17 protein-coding genes are annotated in these 18,645 nt (G+C 70.6%); 10 read left to right on the top strand and 7 right to left on the bottom strand.

Going from position 1 to position 18,645, the window contains the following annotated elements; all coding sequences use genetic code 11:
• The first annotated feature begins 105 nt into the window (after positions 1 to 105).
• Positions 106 to 2,412: a family 43 glycosylhydrolase gene (locus OHN74_RS04320; RefSeq protein ID WP_443060537.1), complete on the top strand. Its 2,307-nt coding sequence runs from the start codon at positions 106 to 108 to the stop codon at positions 2,410 to 2,412.
• Here OHN74_RS04320 and OHN74_RS04315 read toward each other — a convergent pair whose 3' ends face one another.
• Together OHN74_RS04315 and OHN74_RS04310 are read right to left on the bottom strand one after the other, a co-directional pair.
• On the bottom strand, positions 2,413 to 3,759 hold the full coding sequence (locus OHN74_RS04315; RefSeq protein WP_327693182.1) for an SWF or SNF family helicase: 1,347 nt from the start codon (positions 3,757 to 3,759) through the stop codon (positions 2,413 to 2,415).
• A complete protein-coding gene (locus OHN74_RS04310) occupies positions 3,759 to 6,620 on the bottom strand; it encodes an SNF2-related protein (protein WP_327693181.1) in 2,862 nt (953 codons plus the stop codon). Before OHN74_RS04310 ends, OHN74_RS04315 begins: the two co-directional genes overlap by 1 nt.
• 250 nt (positions 6,621 to 6,870) lie before the next feature.
• On the opposite strand from OHN74_RS04310, the gene OHN74_RS04305 reads away from it, so the two are divergent.
• Both OHN74_RS04305 and OHN74_RS04300 read left to right on the top strand, forming a co-directional pair.
• Positions 6,871 to 7,920, top strand: a complete 1,050-nt coding sequence (locus OHN74_RS04305; RefSeq protein WP_327693180.1) for an acyl-CoA desaturase — start codon at positions 6,871 to 6,873, stop codon at positions 7,918 to 7,920.
• A gap of 105 nt (positions 7,921 to 8,025) precedes the next feature.
• A complete protein-coding gene (locus tag OHN74_RS04300) occupies positions 8,026 to 8,208 on the top strand; it encodes a hypothetical protein (protein WP_327693179.1) in 183 nt (60 codons plus the stop codon).
• Between the two features lie 122 nt (positions 8,209 to 8,330).
• Here the strand turns inward: OHN74_RS04300 and OHN74_RS04295 are convergent, their stop codons facing one another.
• The 3 genes from OHN74_RS04295 to OHN74_RS04285 form a co-directional block, all read right to left on the bottom strand.
• Entirely contained in the window at positions 8,331 to 9,257 is a 927-nt protein-coding gene (locus OHN74_RS04295) for a hypothetical protein (RefSeq protein WP_327693178.1), read from the bottom strand.
• A 136-nt stretch (positions 9,258 to 9,393) separates the two neighbouring features.
• Positions 9,394 to 9,690: a hypothetical protein gene (locus tag OHN74_RS04290; RefSeq protein WP_327693177.1), complete on the bottom strand. Its 297-nt coding sequence runs from the start codon at positions 9,688 to 9,690 to the stop codon at positions 9,394 to 9,396.
• A gap of 132 nt (positions 9,691 to 9,822) precedes the next feature.
• On the bottom strand, positions 9,823 to 10,431 hold the full coding sequence (locus OHN74_RS04285; protein WP_327693176.1) for a class I SAM-dependent methyltransferase: 609 nt from the start codon (positions 10,429 to 10,431) through the stop codon (positions 9,823 to 9,825).
• A gap of 143 nt (positions 10,432 to 10,574) precedes the next feature.
• Here OHN74_RS04285 and OHN74_RS04280 point away from each other — a divergent pair, with 143 nt between their 5' ends.
• The 5 genes from OHN74_RS04280 (at position 10,575) to OHN74_RS04260 (ending at position 15,652) form a co-directional block, all read left to right on the top strand.
• Positions 10,575 to 11,351, top strand: a complete 777-nt coding sequence (locus tag OHN74_RS04280) for an MHYT domain-containing protein (RefSeq protein ID WP_327693175.1) — start codon at positions 10,575 to 10,577, stop codon at positions 11,349 to 11,351.
• 62 nt (positions 11,352 to 11,413) lie between these two features.
• Positions 11,414 to 13,942 carry a sensor histidine kinase gene (locus tag OHN74_RS04275; RefSeq protein ID WP_327693174.1) on the top strand — a complete coding sequence of 843 codons (2,529 nt, stop codon included), beginning with the start codon at positions 11,414 to 11,416 and terminating at the stop codon, positions 13,940 to 13,942.
• The gene (locus tag OHN74_RS04270) at positions 13,939 to 14,376 is read left to right on the top strand and encodes a roadblock/LC7 domain-containing protein (protein WP_327693173.1); all 438 of its coding nucleotides are present in this window, start codon (positions 13,939 to 13,941) and stop codon (positions 14,374 to 14,376) included. The genes OHN74_RS04275 and OHN74_RS04270 overlap by 4 nt, the downstream gene beginning before the upstream one ends.
• Before the next feature lie 22 nt (positions 14,377 to 14,398).
• The gene (locus tag OHN74_RS04265) at positions 14,399 to 14,812 is read left to right on the top strand and encodes a DUF742 domain-containing protein (RefSeq protein ID WP_327693172.1); all 414 of its coding nucleotides are present in this window, start codon (positions 14,399 to 14,401) and stop codon (positions 14,810 to 14,812) included.
• A 234-nt stretch (positions 14,813 to 15,046) separates the two neighbouring features.
• Positions 15,047 to 15,652, top strand: coding sequence for a GTP-binding protein (locus tag OHN74_RS04260; protein WP_327693171.1), 606 nt, complete (start codon positions 15,047 to 15,049; stop codon positions 15,650 to 15,652).
• Between the two features lie 34 nt (positions 15,653 to 15,686).
• Here the strand turns inward: OHN74_RS04260 and OHN74_RS04255 are convergent, their stop codons facing one another.
• Positions 15,687 to 16,115: a PPOX class F420-dependent oxidoreductase gene (locus tag OHN74_RS04255; protein WP_327693170.1), complete on the bottom strand. Its 429-nt coding sequence runs from the start codon at positions 16,113 to 16,115 to the stop codon at positions 15,687 to 15,689.
• A 95-nt stretch (positions 16,116 to 16,210) separates the two neighbouring features.
• Here OHN74_RS04255 and OHN74_RS04250 point away from each other — a divergent pair, with 95 nt between their 5' ends.
• Both OHN74_RS04250 and OHN74_RS04245 read left to right on the top strand, forming a co-directional pair.
• The gene (locus OHN74_RS04250; protein WP_327693169.1) at positions 16,211 to 16,624 is read left to right on the top strand and encodes a roadblock/LC7 domain-containing protein; all 414 of its coding nucleotides are present in this window, start codon (positions 16,211 to 16,213) and stop codon (positions 16,622 to 16,624) included.
• 127 nt (positions 16,625 to 16,751) lie between these two features.
• A complete protein-coding gene (locus tag OHN74_RS04245; protein ID WP_327693168.1) occupies positions 16,752 to 17,753 on the top strand; it encodes a DUF6397 family protein in 1,002 nt (333 codons plus the stop codon).
• Positions 17,754 to 17,767: 14 nt separating this feature from the next.
• On the opposite strand, the gene OHN74_RS04240 is transcribed toward OHN74_RS04245, so the two are convergent.
• Positions 17,768 to 18,637, bottom strand: a complete 870-nt coding sequence (locus tag OHN74_RS04240) for an acyl-CoA thioesterase (protein ID WP_327693167.1) — start codon at positions 18,635 to 18,637, stop codon at positions 17,768 to 17,770.
• Between the last annotated feature and the right edge of the window lie 8 nt (positions 18,638 to 18,645).

Genomic DNA, 18,645 nt, shown 5'->3' with positions numbered 1-18,645 from the left:
CGTGCCACTGCGGCGCGGCCCCCGCCCCTCGGTCGCTCTCCCCGCCCCGGTGCGTTCTCGCCCCGGCCTCAAAGTCTTCTTCAGGGATGTGAGTTCATGCGCAGCGTGAGACCTCGGGACCGCCGAAGATCCCGGCCGGGCGCTCTGGCCGCCGTGGCCGTCGCCTCGATCCTGGCGGGCATCGTCGGTCCGGCGGCCCCCGCCCGGGCGGCGGAGATCACCGACGGCCTGGCTCTCTGGTACAAACTCGACGCCACCTCGGGCACCGTGGCGGCGGACGCCTCGGGCCACGGCCGGAACGGCACCGTCAACGGCACCGCGAGCTGGTCGGGTGCCGGCGAAGGGCTCTCGTTCAACGGGTCGAGCACCTACATCAAGGTGCCGGACAACATCATGACCGGCATGAACTCGATCACCGTCTCGATGGACGTGCAGATCGACGCCACGCAGACCACGCCGTACTTCCTCTACGGCTTCGGCAACACCACCGACGGCAGCGGCAACGGGTACCTGTTCAGCACCGGCGACCCGTTGCGGACCGGCATCGCTTCCGGGAACTGGACCACCGAGCAGAACACCCGGACCTCCGCCCCACTGCAGCGCTCGGTCTGGAAGCACGTCACCTACACCCAGACCGGCACCACGGGCATCCTCTACCAGGACGGCGTCGAGGTGGCCCGCAACACGTCGGTCACCGTCACCCCGGGTTCCATCGGGTCCGGCAGCACCACGGCCAACCACATAGGCAAGTCGCTCTACACCGGCGACAAGCTCTTCAAGGGCAAGCTCCGCGACTTCCGTGTCTACAACCGGGCGCTGGCTCCCGGCGAGGTCGTCCAACTCAGCGGGAACACCACGGGCATCACCACGGCCACCCACCCCGCGCTGAAGATCGCCGCCATCGTCGACGACGCGCACAGCAGAATCACCCTCCCTTTGACGGAGGGCACCGACCTCACCACGCTCGCCCCGCAGTTCTCCCTCGTCGAGGGCGCGTCCATCAGCCCGGCCTCGGGTACCTCGCGCGACTTCACCGAGCCGCTCACGTACGAGGTGACCGGCTCCGACGGCCAGAAGCGCACCTGGACGGTCTCGGCGCTGATCATGAACAGCCCAGTCCTGCCGGGGCTCACCGCCGACCCGAACATCGTCCGGTTCGGCGACACCTACTACATCTCCCCGACCACCGACGGCTTCGCGGGCTGGAGCGGTACGCAGTTCAAGGCGTACTCCTCCAAGGACCTGGTCCACTGGCAGGACCACGGAGTCATCCTCGACCTCGGACCCGACGTCAGCTGGGCCGACACCCGGGCCTGGGCCCCGACGGCGGCCGAGAGGAACGGGAAGTACTACCTCTACTACTCCGCCGACACGAACATCGGTGTCGCGGTCTCCGACTCACCCACCGGCCCGTTCAGGGACCCGCTCGGCAAACCCCTGATCGCCCGCGGCGCCTACACCGGCCAGATGATCGACCCGGCGGTCTTCACCGACGACGACGGGAAGCAGTACCTCTACTGGGGCAACGGCCGGGCGTACGTGGTCCCTCTGAACGACGACATGGTCTCCTTCGACACCTCCAAGGTCGTCAACATCACCCCCAGCGGCTACACCGAGGGCACGTTTGTCATCAAGCGCAAGGGCACCTACTACTTCATGTGGTCGGAGGGCGACACACGCGACGAGAACTACCGGGTCGCCTACGCCACCGGCCCCTCGCCCACCGGTCCCTGGACCAACCGGGGCCCGCTCCTGGAAAAGGACCTCGCCCTCGGCATCAAGGGCCCCGGCCACCACTCCGTGGTGCAGGTGCCGAACACCGACGACTGGTACATCGCCTACCACCGCTTCGCCCTCCCCGGCGGCGACGGCACCCACCGCGAAACCACCATCGACAAGCTGGAGTTCGACTCGAGCGGCCTGATCAAGAAGGTCGTCCCCACCCTGGGGAGCATCGCCGCGCTCCCCACTCTGCCGACGAACACCACCCGCTCGCTCCGGTCGGTCAACTTCACCGGCCGCTATGCCGCCGTCCGCTCCGACAGCCTCGGCCACCTCGACCCGGTGACCTCCTCCAGCACCACGGAGGTCAAGCAGAGCGCCACATTCACCGTCGTACCCGGCCTGGCGGAGCCCACCTGCTACTCGTTCCGTGACTCCTCCGGCCGCTACCTCCGCCACAAGGACTACCGGATCCGCTTCGACGCGAGCAACGGCTCGACGACCTTCAACAGCGACGCCACCTACTGCGCCCGGCCCGGTTCGGCCACCGGCTCGGTCGGCCTGGAGTCGTACAACTACCCCGGCCGCTACCTCCGCCACCACAACTACGAGCTGCGCATCGACCCCTACCAGGAGACCGTCACCTTCCGCGCCGACAGCTCCTTCAAGGCGGTCAGCCCCTGGGCCTGATCACCTGCCCTCGCTCGCCTCGGCTGTCCGCTCCATCAGGGCCAGCGCGGTCCCCGGGTCCTGGGCCGCCTGCCCGGCGGGCACCCAACGGCCGCCCTGCTTGCGGTACGGCCACCAGCGGCCGTCCCGCCCCAGGCGCAGTTGACTGCCCGTGCCGACCACCGTCCACCGGTTGCGCGCCGCCTGCAGTATCGGCCGCTCGTCCTCGTCCCAGGCCGAGTCGAGCGCGGCACGCGCGCGTGCGAGCACATCGCCCTCGACAGTCCACTCCTCCTCCAGGACCGACAACGCCGCCGAGCCACCGAACCGCCAGGCGCAGACGGCGGACGCCAACTGGTCCCGGCCGCGTCCCGACCCCTCCGCGAGCCGGTCGGAAACGGCCCCCGAAGGGTTGCCCGCAGCCAGTCGCACCGCGTCCTGGGCCATCGTCAACTCCGCCTCGACCGGCCGCCGTCCATGACCGGCACCGAGCGCCTCGGCAAGCAGGCGATGCGCCTCCACGGCCGTCCGCGCGGCCAGGAACTCCAGCGCGCCAGGATCCACCCCGGGCGCGGGCGGGACGTCGGTGTCCAGCGCCGGCGGTGTCCCGGGCGCGTCGGGCAGCAGGGGCAGGGGAGGCAGCGCCGGGAGGATGTCCCCGGCCGCGTACGTCTCGGCCGCGTCCACGCCCTCCGGCCCGGCCTCCTCGTCGGCGAGTACGGCGCCACGGCTCTGGACGTCGTCCAGCAGGGCACGTTCGCCGCGTCCCCGCATCAGCAGCAGGACGAAGGGGTCCTGGTCCAGCAGTCGCGCCACCTGATAGCAGAGCGCGGCCGTATGACCGCAGTGGTCCCAGGCGCCGCAGTCGCACTCCGGCTCCAGATCACCCATGCCGGGCAGGAGTTCGACTCCGGCGGCAGCGGAGTCCTCCACCAGGTGCGGGGGCATGTCCCGGTCCAGCAGGGCCGCGATGTGACCGGCCCGCTCGACCGCCATGTCCAGAAAGCGGTCCCACTGTTCGTCGGACAGCTCCTGCAGCAGGACGTCGGAGCGGTGCGTGGACAGGTCGCGGTCCTGGACGACGGCGGTGATGCGCCCCGGCCGCACCGACACCGCGCCCACGGCTCCCGCGCGCGCGAGCCGGCGGCCCGCCCGCACCTGCTCGGAGTCCAGTGCCGCGTCCTCAAGCGACTTGAGCCAGGCACGCCCCCACCACGTCTCCGCGAAACCGCGCCCCTGTGGGGGAGGCAGCGCGGCGAACGTGCGCTCCAGGTCGGCGCCGGACGCGTCCCTCCCGTACGCCTCGTCGTCGTAGTCGTCGCCGTTCTGTTCGTCGCCGTTGTACCGGTCACCGTTGTGCTGATTCATCACGCGCCCCCTCGCAGTCGCACCAGGTCGGCCAGTTCGGTGTCCGTGAGTTCCGTGAGCGCGGCCTCGCCGGAGCCGAGCACCGAGTCGGCCAGCGCCCGCTTGCGGTTCAGCATCTCGGCGATGCGGTCCTCGATCGTGCCCTCGGCGATCAGCCGGTGCACCTGCACCGGACGGTTCTGGCCGATGCGGTACGCGCGGTCCGTGGCCTGGGCCTCGACCGCGGGGTTCCACCAGCGGTCGTAGTGCACGACATGCTCGGCCCTGGTCAGGTTCAGGCCGGTGCCGGCGGCCTTCAACGACAGCAGGAAGACGGGAACCCCACCCTCCTGGAAACGCTCGACCATCGCCTCGCGTTCCCCGACGGGCGTGCCGCCGTGGAGGAACTGCGTGGGCACGCCGCGTGCCGCCAGATGCCGTTCCAGGAGCCGCGCCATCTGGACGTACTGGGTGAAGACCAGAACGCTCGCTCCCTCGGAGAGGATGGTGTCGAGCAACTCGTCCAGCAGTTCCAGCTTCCCGGAGCGTCCCGCGATGTGCGGTCGGTCCTCCTTGAGGAACTGCGCCGGATGGTTGCAGATCTGCTTCAGACCGGTCAGCAGCTTCACGATCAGCCCGCGCCGCACCATGTTGTCGGCGCCGGAGATCTCCGCGAGCGTCTCCCGTACCACCGCCTCGTACAGCCCTGTCTGCTCCTTGGTGAGCGACACGGCACGGTCGGTCTCCGTCTTCGGCGGCAGCTCGGGAGCGATGCCCGGGTCCGACTTGCGCCGCCGCAGCAGGAACGGGCGTACGAGCCGGGCCAGACGCTCGGCTGCGGCCGGGTCCTGACCGCCCTCGACGGACTGCGCGTACCGCGAGCGGAAGGTGCCGAGCCGGCCCAGCAGTCCCGGGGTCGTCCAGTCCAGGATCGCCCACAGTTCCGACAGGTTGTTCTCCACCGGCGTGCCGGTGAGCGCCACGCGTGCGCGTGCGCCGATGGAACGCAGTTCCCGGGCCGTCTCCGAGTACGGGTTCTTGACGTGCTGTGCCTCGTCCGCCACGAGCAGGCCCCAAGGCGCCTCGGCCAGCCGCCGCGCGTCCAGGCGCATCGTGCCGTACGTGGTGAGCACGAACTCGCCGTAGGCCAGGGCCTCCAGGCTGCGCCGCGACCCGTGGAAGCGGCGTACGGGCGTACCGGGCGCGAACCGCTCGATCTCGCGCTGCCAGTTGCCCATCAGGGACGTCGGGCAGACGACGAGAGTGGGCCCTGCCGCCGACGCGTCGGTCTGCCGGTGCAGATGCAACGCGATCAGCGTGATCGTCTTGCCGAGGCCCATGTCGTCGGCCAGACAGCAGCCGAGACCCAGGGACGTCATCCGGGCCAGCCAGTTGAGGCCCCGCAGCTGGTAGTCGCGCAGTGTGGCGTCGAGCGCGGCCGGCTGACCCACGGGGTCCTGCGTGTCCGGGTCCGAGATGCGGTCCCGCAGGGCCGCCAGCCACCCGGTGGGCCGTACCTCGACCGAGCGGCCGTCGACCTCCGTGGAGCCCGTCAGGGCGGCGCTGAGGGCGTCTACGGGGGTGATCTTGCGGTCCTGCTGTGCGTGAGCGCGGCGTACCTCCCGAGGGTCGACGAGGACCCACTGGTCACGCAGCCGCACCACTGGGCGGTTCGCCTCGGCGAGACGGTCCAGCTCCTCGCGCGTGAGCTGCTGGTCGCCCAGTGCGAACCACCAGTTGAAGGCGAGGAGCGCGTCGGCGGACAGGAACGACGGCGTGTCCGAAGGAGTCTTCCCCGGGCCCATGCCCTCCTCGGGTGGGCCGACGACCGCACGGGCCGTCAGTTTGCGGGCCAGCTCCTTGGGCCAGTGCACCTCGACCCCGGCGGCGGACAGGGCGCGGGCGCCTTCCCCGAGCAGTTCCGTGACCTCTTCGTCGGCGAGTTCGACCGCGTCCGGAACGGCTGCCGAGAGCAGGGGCGTGAGCGGCGGCCAGGTCCGGGCCGCGCGGCGCAGCGCGAGCAGGGCGTCCATCCGCGCGCGCGGGCCGAAGGCGCGACCGGGGGCGCCGGCCGAAGCCCACACCTCGGCCGCGTCCGCCATCAGCCCGGGCTCGCTCACACTGTGGACCTGGAGCACGGCTCGGAACCGAAGGGCGGTCTCGTCCGGCCCGGCCGACGCCAGCCCCGGTACCTCCACCCGCAGTGAGATCCGTACACCCGCGTCGTGCCCGGCGGCCACCTCGGCGGCCCATTCACGCTGCTCCGGCACGTGCTGAGGTTCCCGTACCGCGTAGGCGGCCCCGCCTGTGGCGAGCGAGGCGGCGGGGGAGCGGGGCAGTGCGTCGGCCACCGCGTCCAGGAAGGCGCGCAACAGCCGCTCCGGGTCGGGCAGTCGCGGCGGCTCCGTGCCCTCCAGCGGCACGGCGTGCGCTTCCGGGGGCATCGCGGCGGCGAGTTCACGGACACGTTCCACGTCCGGCGCGGCGAGCGGCCCGGCCCGCCAGGCGTCGTGGTCCCCCGTGGAGAGCCCGGGCAACAGCAGGCCGCGCGCGGCCAGTTGCAGCGCGAGAACGGCGGCCGTACCCCAGAACGCCGTCGCCCTGTGGCCCTGCGCGGCGCCACGCGCCCGCGTGAGGACCGGCAACGCCGCACGCACCGGGATCAGGACGGCGGTCACCTGTGTCCGTTCGACGCCAAGGTCGCCCGGCAGGATCACGGTCAGGTCGTCGACGGTTCCGGCGGCCACGGCGGGCGGCGCCTCGCCGTCGGGCCGCCAGAACGCGACCAGGCCGGTGCGGGCCGGCTCGCCGGGCACGAACACGGCACAGCAGCGGGCCAGTTCGGAGATCTCGGAGGGGGTTGCCGCGGGAATCCTCTGCACAGCGATGGCCGCATTCCTCAAATTTGACTACCGGAGGTTCGAGTCGCCGAGGGTACAGCACCGGGGTGACCCGCCCGCCATGACTGAGCCGTGACCCAGGTCACTTTTCCCGGAGGTGTCCTCAACCCCCTCATGACGGCGGGGCTTTCCCCCGGATGGACACGGGTGGTGGCGCCATGGCCGCAAGGGGTGACCGTTTCGTACGTTTCCTGAGGTCAGCCCGATCCCCGAAGAGACCCGGAGACCGACCATGCCTCAGACCGCCGCCCTCGCCGAACCTCCGGGAACCCCAGCAGCGCAGCCCGGCGGCAGCGACTTCGCCCCCCTCCTGCGCGCCATCAAGGGGCAAGGGCTTCTGGAGCGGCGGTACACCTGGTACGCCCTCGGGATCGTCGGCAACCTGCTCGCCCTGGCCGCCGTCGTCACGGGCATCGTGCTGATCGGCAGCTCCTGGTGGGTCCTGCTCCTCGCCCCGCCGCTCGCCGTGTTCTGCGCCCGCACGGCCTTCCTGGGCCACGACGCGGGCCACGCCCAGATCACCGGCAACAGGGCCATGAGCCGTGCGATCGGCCTGCTCCACGCCGACCTGCTGCTGGGGATGAGCTATTCCTGGTGGATCGACAAGCACAACCGCCACCACGCCAACCCCAACCACATCGACAAGGACCCCGACGTCGTCGCCGACGTCCTGGTGTTCACGGGCGAACAGGCGCGGCATCGCACCGGCTTTCGGCGCCGGCTGACCCGAAATCAGGCATGGCTCTTCTTCCCGCTCACCCTTCTCGAAGGCATCGCTCTGAAGATCTCCGGCTTCAGGGACCTGCGCCGACAGGCGCCCCGGGAACGAGCCGTGGAAGCCGCGCTGCTGCTGACCCATGTCGCCTCGTACGCGACACTGCTGCTGACCACCCTCACTCCGGGCCGGGCACTCGCCTTCGCCGCGCTCCACCAGGCTCTGCTCGGTCTCCACCTGGGCATGGCCTTCGCCCCCAACCACAAGGGCATGGAGATGCCCGACCCCGAGGGGGAGCGTTGGGGCCATCTGCGCCGCCAGGTGCTCACCTCGCGCAACGTCCGAGGCAGCGCCCTGACCGACTGGTTTCTCGGCGGCCTCAACTACCAGGTCGAACACCACCTCTTCCCGAGCATGCCCCGCCCTCATCTGCGGCTCGCCCAGCCGACGGTGCGCGCCTACTGCCGTGAGGTGGGTATTCCCTATACGGAGACGGGGCTCGTCGACTCGTACCGGCAGGCCCTGCGGCACATGTACGACGTGGGAGCGCCTCTCAGGGGCGAGTAGGGGTCGAGTCTCAGGGACGTCTCAGGGTCGCGGTCCGGAACCGTGGGAGGCGCGGACCCGTTTTCATGGCAGAGAGCGGCACTGGCCGCGAAGGAGGCGACACTCATGTCGAGGAACGCGAAGATCGCCGCAGGGGGCGTGGCAGCCGGGATCATCCTGTGGATCTGGTTGCCCTGGTGGGCCGCAATGCTGATAGTGCTGGGAGTCCCGGCGGCTGCCTATCTCGCACTGGACCCCGCACAGCGGCGCAGGCTGCGTCGCGTCACACGCAAGGAGATCGGCCGCTGAGGCGGCGCCGTTCGATGCCGCGCGTGCCCTACTCCGGCTGACACCCCGAGTTCCCGCGGAGCGCCTCGGCGTGCCGACGCCGCCCGGACCACAAGGATCCGGGCGGCGTCGGTCGGCGGGGCTCAGCTGGGGCGTACGGCCATCCTGTCGAGCGCTTCGAGGAGACCGGGCAGCTCCGGGCCCCGGCCCACCGGCAGTACCTCTCCGGGCTCCTCGTCGAGCAGGACGAAGGCGATGTCGTCCGTCCTGGCCACCATCGACCAGCCGGGACCGTCGGCGCGCAGTGTCCGCGCGTCACCCGGAGCGAAGGAGGAGCGGACGCGGCCGAGCGGCGGAGGAGTCTCCACGTATGCGCGTACCTCCGCGAGGACGCGCCGAATGCCGGCACGGGGCCCGCTCTCGGTGCCCTCGGCCCGGCCCGGGGCGTCCTCGGTCGAGGATGCCCCGCCCTCGACCGGGTCTGTGGCGTCCACAGCCCGATCCGTGTCCGCGCCAGCCACGTCCGGCTCGTCCTCGGGCGCCGCTGACCTGCCACCCGGAGGTGTGAAGTCGTCGTCGCTGAGCTGCTCCCGCCAGACCACCCACTGGCGCGCGATCTCGTCGGCACCGAGACGCCGCTGTGCCGGGCCCCACGACGAGGTGTCCGGCGGAGCGAGCGGCGGCCGGTCCGTGAGTTCGGGACCCGGGTCGTGCGGGGCGGGTACGTCGGGAGCCGCGACGGCGACCGCGAGAGGCCAGCCGGGCAGAGCCGCGACGACCGTGTGTTCCTCCGGCGACAGGTCGTACTCCATGCCGCAGTCCCACGACGCGATCGCGACCGCTACCAGGGAGACATCGTCGATGACGACCGTCCACCGCGCGCCGTCCCCGTCCTGGCCGAGCACCAGCCCGTACCCGTCGGCGAGAGGCGCGAGTCCGAGCGCCGCACATGCCTCCGGATAGTCGTCGCCCAGCACACTCGGGAACTGCGCGGGCGTCAGCAGCATCGCCGTGAGCACATAGAGCGCGTCGTCCGCGGTGGCGACGGCTCCCTCGTCCGTCTCTGCCATCACAGCCTCCCCATCGGTTCGTCCATCGGCGCGCACCCTAATCCGATCCGAAGGTCGTTGTCACGACTCCCACCCCACCCGGAGCTGCTGTTTTCCTGTCGGACAGGGGGGAATCGACCGGATGTACCCGCTTCGGTCAGGTCGTCGGCAGTCCAAGGAGTTCCCGGGCGACCGTCTGCGGCGACTCGTCGCGCTCTCTGGCCAGCGCGATGACGGCACGGCAGGCCAGCTCGTTCACACCGAACGACAGCGCCTCCGGGGACACCCAGGCCACGGCCTCGTCCATCTGGTCCTGGTCGTCCTCCGCGCACGCCGACACATACACGGCGGCGGCCTCGAAGAGATTGTGCGTGCGCTTCTCCCGCCCCACGCTCGCTTCCGAGCGCCGGGATCGGAGAAAACTGGTCAACGATTTCCGGATACCGCCGAACACGCGGACCACCGTCCCCCTGTGTGGTTGGCATGGTTGATCGTTCATCTGCTGCTGTCCAACGTAGAGACGGAGTTCGGGCGGCAGAAGAGGGCAGGTGCGGTGAGGCGGCCCGTACGTCGACGAACGACCCGGTCAGGCCTGTCGCACGGCCAGTGCGAGAAACCGTGCGTCCTCGTCCACGTACGAGGTCATGTGCCACCCGGACCCGGTCAGCAGCGGACCGAGGTTGGCCTCCGCGCGCAGATCCTCCGGGGTGATCCGCCGGCCCTGCCGGGCGGCCAGAGCGGCCCTGCCGATCGGGTGGAACAGCGCCAGGGTGCCGCCGGGACGTACCACGCGCGCGAGTTCCCGCAGATTCTCGCCGGGATGCGGCAGATGCGCGATCAGGCCCGCCGCGAACACGGCGTCGAGTGACTCCGGACGCAGCGGAAGAGCGGCAGCGTCGGCGAGCAGCAACTGCCCGTCGAGGCCTCGTCCGGCTCGTGTCGCGGCCTCCAGCATGGCCGGGGTCAGATCCACTCCCAGGACCACTCCCGAGGGCCCTACGGCAGTACGCAGCGGCGCCAGGGCCCGCCCGGTACCGCAGCCCGCGTCCAGCACGCGGGCCCCCTCGCACAGCCGCAACTCGGCCACCGCGGCGGCGTAGGCGGGCCCGTCGTCCGGGAACCTGCTGTCCCAGTCGGACGCGCGGGCGGCGAAGAACTCCTGGACGTGTGTGTGGTCGTCGCTCATGTTCCGCATGATCCCGCACGGACGAGAAGTACCCCACAGCGCACATGTTCGAGCGGGACGCGATCGTTCAGGCGCAATTCCCTGCCATATTTCAATACCTTTCGAAATGCGCCCCCTTTGTGCTCCTGTGCCCCCACTAGCGTCCCGTGGTCATGGGACACCTGGACCACGCCACCTTCGGCTGGCTGACACCCGTACTGTCGTACGTGATGGCCTGCATCGGCGCCGCCCTCGGGCTGCGCTGCACCGTCCGTGCGCTCGGCGCGACCGGCCGCTCGCGCCGCAACTGGCTCGTCACCGCGGCCTCCGCGATCGGCACCGGCATCTGGACCATGCACTTCGTGGCCATGCTCGGCTTCAGTGTCCGCGGCACCGACATCCGCTACGACGTGCCGTTGACCATCCTCAGCCTCCTCGTCGCCATGGCCGTCGTCTCCACCGGAGTCTTCGCCGTCGGCTACGGCCACGACCGTGCCCGCGCGCTCTTCGTCGGTGGACTCACCACCGGGCTGGGTGTGGCGAGCATGCACTACCTCGGCATGGCCGCGGTCCGGCTGCACGGTGATGTGAAGTACGACCCGGCGCTCGTCGCTCTCTCCGTGGTGATCGCCGTCGTCGCGGCCACCGCCGCCCTGTGGGCGGCTCTCAACATCAAGTCGCCGATAGCGGTGACGGTCGCCTCGCTGGTCATGGGAGCGGCCGTCAGCAGCATGCACTACACCGGGATGTTCGCGGTGCACGTGGACGTCACGCCATCCGGCGAGACACTGCCCGGGGCCACGGCGATGCAGTTCATCTTCCCCCTCGCCGTCGGCCTCGGGTCCTACCTCTTCCTGACCTCGGCGTTCGTCGCGTTGTCGCCGACGGCCGGGGAACGCGAGGCATCCGCGGCCGCCCAGCGGCCGGTCGACAGTGTCGCGGCCCGCTAGGGGCACGCCCCGGGGCGGCGACGCCCGCGAGCACACCCCGAACCACTACGAGCGAGGAGGCCATGCGCACACCCCGTAGGACCCCGATACCCGGCGCCGGGACGGCGCCCCCGCCGCGCGGACGTCGCGCGCACGCCGGTCCGCCGGCCGACGAAGACTCCGAGGAATCCTTCGGAGCCCTGCCCGACGAGGTGCCCACGCGCGCGGGACGCTGGCGAGTGCGGCCGGGAAGCGTCCGCGCCAAGATCGTCTGCCTCCTGATGGTGCCGGTGGTCTCCCTGCTCGCGCTGTGGGCGTACGCCACCGTCACCACAGCCCAGGACGTCGCCCGGCTGCGGCAGTTGCAGCGCGTCGACTCCCAGGTGCGCGCGCCGGTCGCCGCCGCCGTCGCCGCGCTCCAGGCCGAACGCACGGCCGCCGTACGCCACGCCACCGATCCGGCGGCCGTTCCGGCCGTCGACCTCAGGACGCTCGGCGCGCGCACCGACAGGTCCGTGGCGAAGCTGCGCCTCGGCGACAGCAACACCGTCGCCGACGGTGAGGAACTGCCCGCCGGAGTCGCGGAGCGCCTGGAGACCTTCGTCGCCGGCGTCGAACAACTGCGCACCCTGCGGGCCTCGGTGCTCGACCGCCGTACCGGATGGGCCGAGACGTACGCGCAGTACACCAGGAGCATTTCGGCGGCCTTCGCCGTGGGCGGCGCGCTCACCGGCATCCAGGACGCCGAACTCGGCTCCGACGCGCGCGTACTGCTCGAGTTCTCCCGCGCGGGAGAGGCGTTGGCCCAGGAGGACACCCTGCTCGCCGCGGCGCGGCTCGCCGGGCGCCTCGACGGACCGCGGCTGCGGCTGTTCACCGGGGCCGTCGACACCCGACGCACCCTCCTCGAAGCCACCGCCTCGGACCTGCGCGGCCCGGAACGCGCCACCTGGCAGAACATCGCGGCCGGCACCGCGTACGCCACTGTGGCCGCCGTCGAGGACAAGGTTCTCGCCAGCCGCCCGGGCGTCAAGGCGATCGCAGCCGCGCCCGAAGCCGGCTGGGCGAAGGCGCACGCACGCGTGCAGGGCGGCATGCGGGCCATCGAGACGGACGCGGGCCACGACGTCGCGGACCGGGCCGACCCCTTCACCCGGGGCCTGCTCACGCCGGCCGGCGCCGCGGTGCTGTTCGGCCTGGCCTCCGTCGTCGCATCCCTGGTGATCTCCGTACGCATCGGACGCGGTCTCGTCGTCGAACTGGTGAGTCTGCGCAACACCGCTCTGGAGATCGCCCGCCACAAACTTCCGCAGGCCATGCTGAAGCTGCGTGCGGGAGAGGAGATCGACATCCGGGCCGAGGCACCGCCCGGGCCACCCGCCGAGGACGAGACCGAACAGGTCGCGGAGGCCCTCGGTACCGTGCACCGCGCGGCCCTGCGCGCCGCAGTGGAACGTGCGGAACTGGCCAGCGGAATCTCCGGGGTCTTCGTCAACCTCGCGCGACGCAGCCAGGTCCTCGTCCACCGCCAACTGAGCCTCCTCGACAGCATGGAGCGCAGGTCCGACGACCCGAACGAACTCAGCGACCTGTTCCGGCTCGACCACCTCACCACCCGTATGCGGCGCCACGCGGAGAGCCTGATCATCCTCTCCGGAGCGGCACCCGGCCGGGCCTGGCGGCTGCCGGTCTCCCTGACGAACGTGGTCCGCGCCGCGGTCTCCGAAGTCGAGGACTACGCGCGCGTGGAGGTACGTCAATTCCCCGAGGCGTCCGTCACCGGCGCAGCCGTCGCCGACCTCACACACCTCCTGGCCGAGATCGTCGAGAACGCCGCCCAGTTCTCACCCCCGCACACCAGGGTGCGCATCACCGGCGAACCCGTCGGCAACGGCTACGCGGTGGAGGTCGAGGACCGGGGCCTCGGGATGGGCAAGGAGACCCTCACCGAGGCGAACCGTCGCATCGAACAGTCCGAAACGCTCGACCTGTTCGACAGCGACCGGCTCGGCCTCTTCGTGGTCAGCAGACTCGCCGCGCGCCACGGCATCAAGGTGCACCTGCGGACCTCGCCCTACGGCGGAACCACCGCGGTCGTGCTGCTGCCCACGGCTCTGCTGCACGGTGGCGGGACGGAACGCTCCCCCCGCGCGGCAGTGGACCGGGAGCCGGCTGCCGAACGCGAGTACGCGCGCGTGCCCGCTGCCGCCGTCCCGCACCAGGAACCTGTCCAGGCCTCGGCGGACCGCCCCGCGCTGGTGGCTCACACACAGACCCCCGCGGAGACCGTCCCCGAAACCCCACCGCGAGGAGTCACCGCTTTGCGGCTGCACCGCCCGCCCGAGGAACCCGGCGACGCGGAGGATTCCGACGACCTCCCACGGCGCGTGCGGCAGGCCCACCTCGCCCCCCAACTGCGCGAACAGCGCCCCGAGGAGCCGACCCGGCCGCAGGGTTCGCGGAGCGAGGAGAAGCGCACCCCCGAGGCCGTACGCGACCGCATGGTGGCCTACCGCGACGGCTGGGTGCGCGGTGGCGGCAGGTCACCCGGCAGCGGGGTCACCCGAGGGCCCGAAACCGGCAGAGACAGCAGTGAAGGAGACCCCGCATGATCAAGGACCCGAGCACGAGGGCGGATCGGCGGTCCGGCGAACTCGACTGGCTGCTGGACGACCTCGTACTGCGCGTCAGCGATGTACGGCACGCGGTGGTGCTGTCCAACGACGGTCTCGCGGTGGGCGCCTCCACCGATCTCCGACGTGAGGACGCGGAGCACCTCGCCGCGGTCGCCTCCGGCTTCCACAGCCTGGCCAAGGGCACAGGCCGGCACTTCGGCGCCGGCGGCGTGCGTCAGACCATGGTGGAGATGGATGACGGCTTCCTGTTCGTCGCCGCCGCGGGTGACGGCTCCTGCCTCGCGGTGCTCACCGCCGCGACCGCCGACATAGGCCTTGTGGCATACGAGATGGCGCGGCTGGTGAAACGAGTGGGCGAGCACCTCCACACGGCCCCGCGGGCAGCGGGCCGCCCGCCCGCCGCCGGATGAGGCGAGAGGGCGGTCCGCACAGATGACCGAGGACACGACAGGCACCATGCAGGAGCCGGGCAGCCAGTGGTACGACAACGAGGCCGGGCCCCTGGTCCGCCCCTATGCCATGACGGGCGGACGCACGAGATCCGGCCCCACGGGGGTGCGCTTCGACCTGATCGCGCTCGTCACGCTCGACCCGGGTGCGCCCGGTATGGACGACGACACCGCGCTCGGTCCCGAGCACCGGACGCTCATCGACCTGTGCCGTACGGAGACGCAGTCCGTCGCCGAACTCGCCGCGGATGCCGATCTCCCCGTGGGAGTGGTGAGGGTTTTGCTCGGCGACCTGCTGGAGTTGGGCTGCGTCACCGTCAGTCGTCCGGTGCCGCCCGCACAACTGCCCGACGAACGCATTCTGCGCGAGGTGATCGAAGGACTGAGGGCGCTGTAGATGATTGACGCGGAACCAGCCGGACCCCGCCGAGTTGTGCATCCTTCCGGACACCGAACGGGTGCGAGCCGGTCACATCGGTCTATTAGCGGTCCAAACCCCCGGAAGGGGCCGGGAGTTGTCATGATGCTGACCTCGCACACACGCAGCGACGCCGCGCGCGGACCCACCGCGAGGACGCGGCACGCACCTATCGACGTCGACCGTTGCCGGCCCTCCCGAGAGAAGTGATCGATGGTCTCCGAGCACTCCGACGCCACGGACGACGAGACGTCGCCCCTGGCGTTGAAGATACTGGTCGCCGGCGGGTTCGGCGTGGGCAAGACCACCATGGTGGGCGCGGTCAGCGAGATCAGACCGCTGCGCACCGAGGAACTGCTGAGCGAGGCAGGTCAGTTGGTGGACGACACGGACGGCGTGGACCAGAAGGTCACCACGACCGTAGCCATGGACTTCGGCCGCATCACCATCCGCTCAGGCCTTTCCCTGTATCTGTTCGGCACGCCGGGCCAGGACCGTTTCTGGTTTCTGTGGGACGAACTCTCGCAGGGCGCCCTGGGTGCGGTCGTCCTCGCCGACACCCGCAGACTGGAGGACTGCTTCCCCGCTGTGGACTACTTCGAGCACCGGCACATCCCGTTCGTGGTGGCCGTCAACTGCTTCGCGGGCTCCCGCGCATACGGCGCCCAGGACGTGTCGCGTGCCCTGGACCTCGACCAGGGCACGCCCGTGGTGCTCTGCGACGCCCGCAACCGGGACTCGGGCAAGGAAGTGCTGATCCGGCTGGTCGAGTACGCCGGCCGGATGCACACCGCCCGGCTGCTCGACTCTGTGAGCTGACGCGAGGGAGGACGCGGCTGAGCCGCGTCCTCCCTCAGTGGGCGACGGCGGTCTGCGCCAGCACCTTCTCGATGTGCACGCGGACGAGCAGTTCCCCCGGAACGCCGTTGCGGGCGCCGAACTCCTCGGCCCGTTCCTCGCCCATGTAGCGCGCGGCTATGCGCCCGGCCCAGTGCCGGACGTCGTCGAGTTCTTCCGACAGTGTCGCCCGGCCCTGAATCACCACGTAGGCGAACGGCGGCCGGTCGTCGTCCACACAGAGGGCGACCCGGCCGTCACGGGCCAGGTTGCGTCCCTTCACCGTGTCCTTCCCGGTGTTGAAGACAAGGTCGTCACCGTCGAGCAGGAACCAGATCGGGGCCACATGAGGGCTCCCGTCGGCTCGGACGGTCGAAAGCTTTCCGGTACGGGTGCCGTGCGAGAGGAAGGCACGCCATTCCTCGTCAGTCATCTTCTCTGCCATGCACCCATCCTCCTTGCTCGGAGGGCGGCCGTGGGGAAGTGTGGCTGACCGGATCCTTCGGCTTGGAGGACCTGCCGCACGGGGAGATCTGAAACATGGCGCAGAACCAAGGACTTGGCTGGCTGCTGGACGATCTGACCGAGCGTGTCGAACACATACGGCATGCGATGGTCCTGTCGAACGACGGGCTGGTGACAGGCGCCAGCACAGGACTTCGACGCGAGGACGCCGAGCACCTCGCCGCCGTGTCCTCGGGCCTGCACAGCTTGGCGAAAGGCTCGGGACGCCACTTCGGTGCGGGCAAGGTGCGTCAGACGATGATCGAGTTCGACGATGCGGTGCTGTTCGTCACGGCGGCCGGTACCGGCAGCTGTCTGTGCGTACTCAGCGCCGCCGAGGCCGACATCGGCCAGATCGCGTACGAGATGACACTGCTCGTCAACCGGGTCGGCGAACACCTCGACGTGGATGCCAGGCAACCGGAGCAGAATTCGGCATCAGATATCTGACCTGCGGATACTGCCTCGCGGACAGAGTTATCCACAGGCTCGCAGGTCCGGGCGCGGAACCGGCTACGGTTTTTCCCGAGGCCGGCGCACACGGCGCGGGCCAACCACTCCACGGGGGAGACCGACCATGTCCGGCGTCAGCATCGCGAAACCCACCCAGACGGCCACCGCACCGGCCACCGGCACGCTCCACCCCTCCGGCACGCCCTTCGCATCGAGCCGTGCCGCACGCGAACTGGGGCTGAAACGGCGCGAGTTCGACCTCGCGGTCCAACTCGGGTGTGTCCGGACCGTTCCCGACGAAGGGGGCGGCGGCCGCCGCGTCGGTCGTGACGAGGTCGACCGGCTGCGCAAGGACGCACACTTTCCCGAGACGCTGCGTGAACGCGTCCGGACGGTGGGCACGGCCGACGGCGCGAAGCTCATGGACGTGACGCCCACCCGGTTCACCCGCCTGGCGCGCCAGGGCCTGGTGACGCCGGTGACCTTCTATGTCAACCGCTACAGGGCCGTGGTCTGGCTGTATCTCGCCGACGAACTACGGCAGTTCGCCGCAGGCAAGGACACTGCCCCGCTGCTGACCGGCCGCACCACCCGGAGCCTGCGGGACCAACTCGAAGCAGGCCTTGACCTGCGGCCTCGCAACTGGCGGGGACGACAACTGGGATTCCTGCTCCGACCGGCCGACGAACCGTGGGCACGGGCCGCAGTGGTGGCGTCCTTCCTCGACCCCGCCCATATCGCGGAAATCGTCAACGACCCGTACGAACGCGCTTACTTGAACCGACTCCGGCCGGAGTTGCCGGCCCATGGGGTGCCGGGTTCGCCCGCAGCCCGTCTCGCGGAACGGATCATGACGGCGGACGACCCGGACGAGATCGGCTGGCTCCGCGCAGACCTGACCGGAACCCTGGCCGAGGCCCGCGACCACCGTCCCGCACCGCGCCCGAGGTCGGAACAGGCCCCACCCTCCTGCGGAGAGCTCGAACAGGAGGCTGCCCGGTTCCTGCCCCCGCAGCAGGACAGCCACCCCGAGGCACCTGAGCGAACCCGCGGTCTGTTGAGCCGCCTGCGCGGCAGAAACCCACGCCCCGCACGGGACCGGAAGCGCGCCGCCGCACGAGTCTGACCGGACGAGGCTCCTCAGCCCAGCTTCCGGAACAGCCCCTCCTGGACGACGGAGACGAGCAGTCTGCCCTCGACGTCGTAGATCCGGCCGCGGGCCAGCCCGCGCCCGCCGGTGGCGATGGGGGACTCCTGGTCGTACAGGAACCACTCGTCCGCGCGAAACGGCCGGTGGAACCACATGGCGTGGTCCAGCGAGGCCATGTCGAAGGTCCGCGGGCCGAACAGGGGCTCCACCGGAAGGCGGACGGCGTCGAGCAGCGTCATGTCGCTGGCGTACGTCAGTGCGCACGTGTGGACGAGCGGGTCGTCCCCCAGCCGGCCGACCGTGCGCATCCACACCGCGCTGCGCGGTTCCAACTGCTGGACCTCCTCGGCGGTCCAGAGCAATCGGTCCACATAACGGATGTCGAAGGGCTGACGGCGCGCCATTCGCTCGAACTGCTCGGGCAGCGTGCCGAGATGCTCCTTGATCTCCTGGGTGACGTTCGGCAGGGACTCCGGGTCGGGGACCTTCCGGGCCGGCGGCAGCTGGTGTTCGAAGCTGCCTTCCTCGGGCTTGTGAAAGGAGGCGGTGAGATTGAAGATCGTGCGGCCCTGCTGCACTGCCGTGACCCGCCGGGTCGTGAACGACCGGCCGTCACGGACCCGTTCGACCTGGTACACGATCGGCACGCCCGGGCGGCCCGGGCGCAGGAAGTACGCGTGCAGCGAATGCACCGGACGCTCGCCGTCCGTGGTGCGCCCGGCGGCGACCAGTGCCTGGCCCGCCACCTGGCCGCCGAAGACCCGCTGGAGGGATTCGTCGGGGCTGCGGCCACGGAAGATGTTGACCTCGATCTGCTCCAGGTCCAGCAGGTCGACAAGTCTCTCGGCTGCGTTCGTCATGGGTGCGA

This window comes from Streptomyces sp. NBC_00459, assembly GCF_036013955.1.
In the GTDB taxonomy this organism is placed as follows: domain Bacteria; phylum Actinomycetota; class Actinomycetes; order Streptomycetales; family Streptomycetaceae; genus Streptomyces.
Note: the sequence above shows the minus strand (reverse complement) of the source record. Positions and strands in the feature narration are given on the sequence as shown.

What these genes read in the sequence shown, in the direction of transcription:
- OHN74_RS04255 (WP_327693170.1), bottom strand. Translation starts at nt 16,115, where the DNA reads ATGGCAGAGAAGATGACTGACGAGGAATGGCGTGCCTTCCTCTCGCAC.
- OHN74_RS04285 (WP_327693176.1), bottom strand. Translation starts at nt 10,431, where the DNA reads ATGCGGAACATGAGCGACGACCACACACACGTCCAGGAGTTCTTCGCC.
- OHN74_RS04260 (WP_327693171.1), top strand. Translation starts at nt 15,047, where the DNA reads ATGGTCTCCGAGCACTCCGACGCCACGGACGACGAGACGTCGCCCCTG.
- OHN74_RS04245 (WP_327693168.1), top strand. Translation starts at nt 16,752, where the DNA reads ATGTCCGGCGTCAGCATCGCGAAACCCACCCAGACGGCCACCGCACCG.
- OHN74_RS04280 (WP_327693175.1), top strand. Translation starts at nt 10,575, where the DNA reads ATGGGACACCTGGACCACGCCACCTTCGGCTGGCTGACACCCGTACTG.
- OHN74_RS04270 (WP_327693173.1), top strand. Translation starts at nt 13,939, where the DNA reads ATGATCAAGGACCCGAGCACGAGGGCGGATCGGCGGTCCGGCGAACTC.
- OHN74_RS04250 (WP_327693169.1), top strand. Translation starts at nt 16,211, where the DNA reads ATGGCGCAGAACCAAGGACTTGGCTGGCTGCTGGACGATCTGACCGAG.
- OHN74_RS04300 (WP_327693179.1), top strand. Translation starts at nt 8,026, where the DNA reads ATGTCGAGGAACGCGAAGATCGCCGCAGGGGGCGTGGCAGCCGGGATC.
- OHN74_RS04275 (WP_327693174.1), top strand. Translation starts at nt 11,414, where the DNA reads ATGCGCACACCCCGTAGGACCCCGATACCCGGCGCCGGGACGGCGCCC.
- OHN74_RS04305 (WP_327693180.1), top strand. Translation starts at nt 6,871, where the DNA reads ATGCCTCAGACCGCCGCCCTCGCCGAACCTCCGGGAACCCCAGCAGCG.
- OHN74_RS04315 (WP_327693182.1), bottom strand. Translation starts at nt 3,759, where the DNA reads ATGAATCAGCACAACGGTGACCGGTACAACGGCGACGAACAGAACGGC.
- OHN74_RS04295 (WP_327693178.1), bottom strand. Translation starts at nt 9,257, where the DNA reads ATGGCAGAGACGGACGAGGGAGCCGTCGCCACCGCGGACGACGCGCTC.
- OHN74_RS04265 (WP_327693172.1), top strand. Translation starts at nt 14,399, where the DNA reads ATGACCGAGGACACGACAGGCACCATGCAGGAGCCGGGCAGCCAGTGG.
- OHN74_RS04240 (WP_327693167.1), bottom strand. Translation starts at nt 18,637, where the DNA reads ATGACGAACGCAGCCGAGAGACTTGTCGACCTGCTGGACCTGGAGCAG.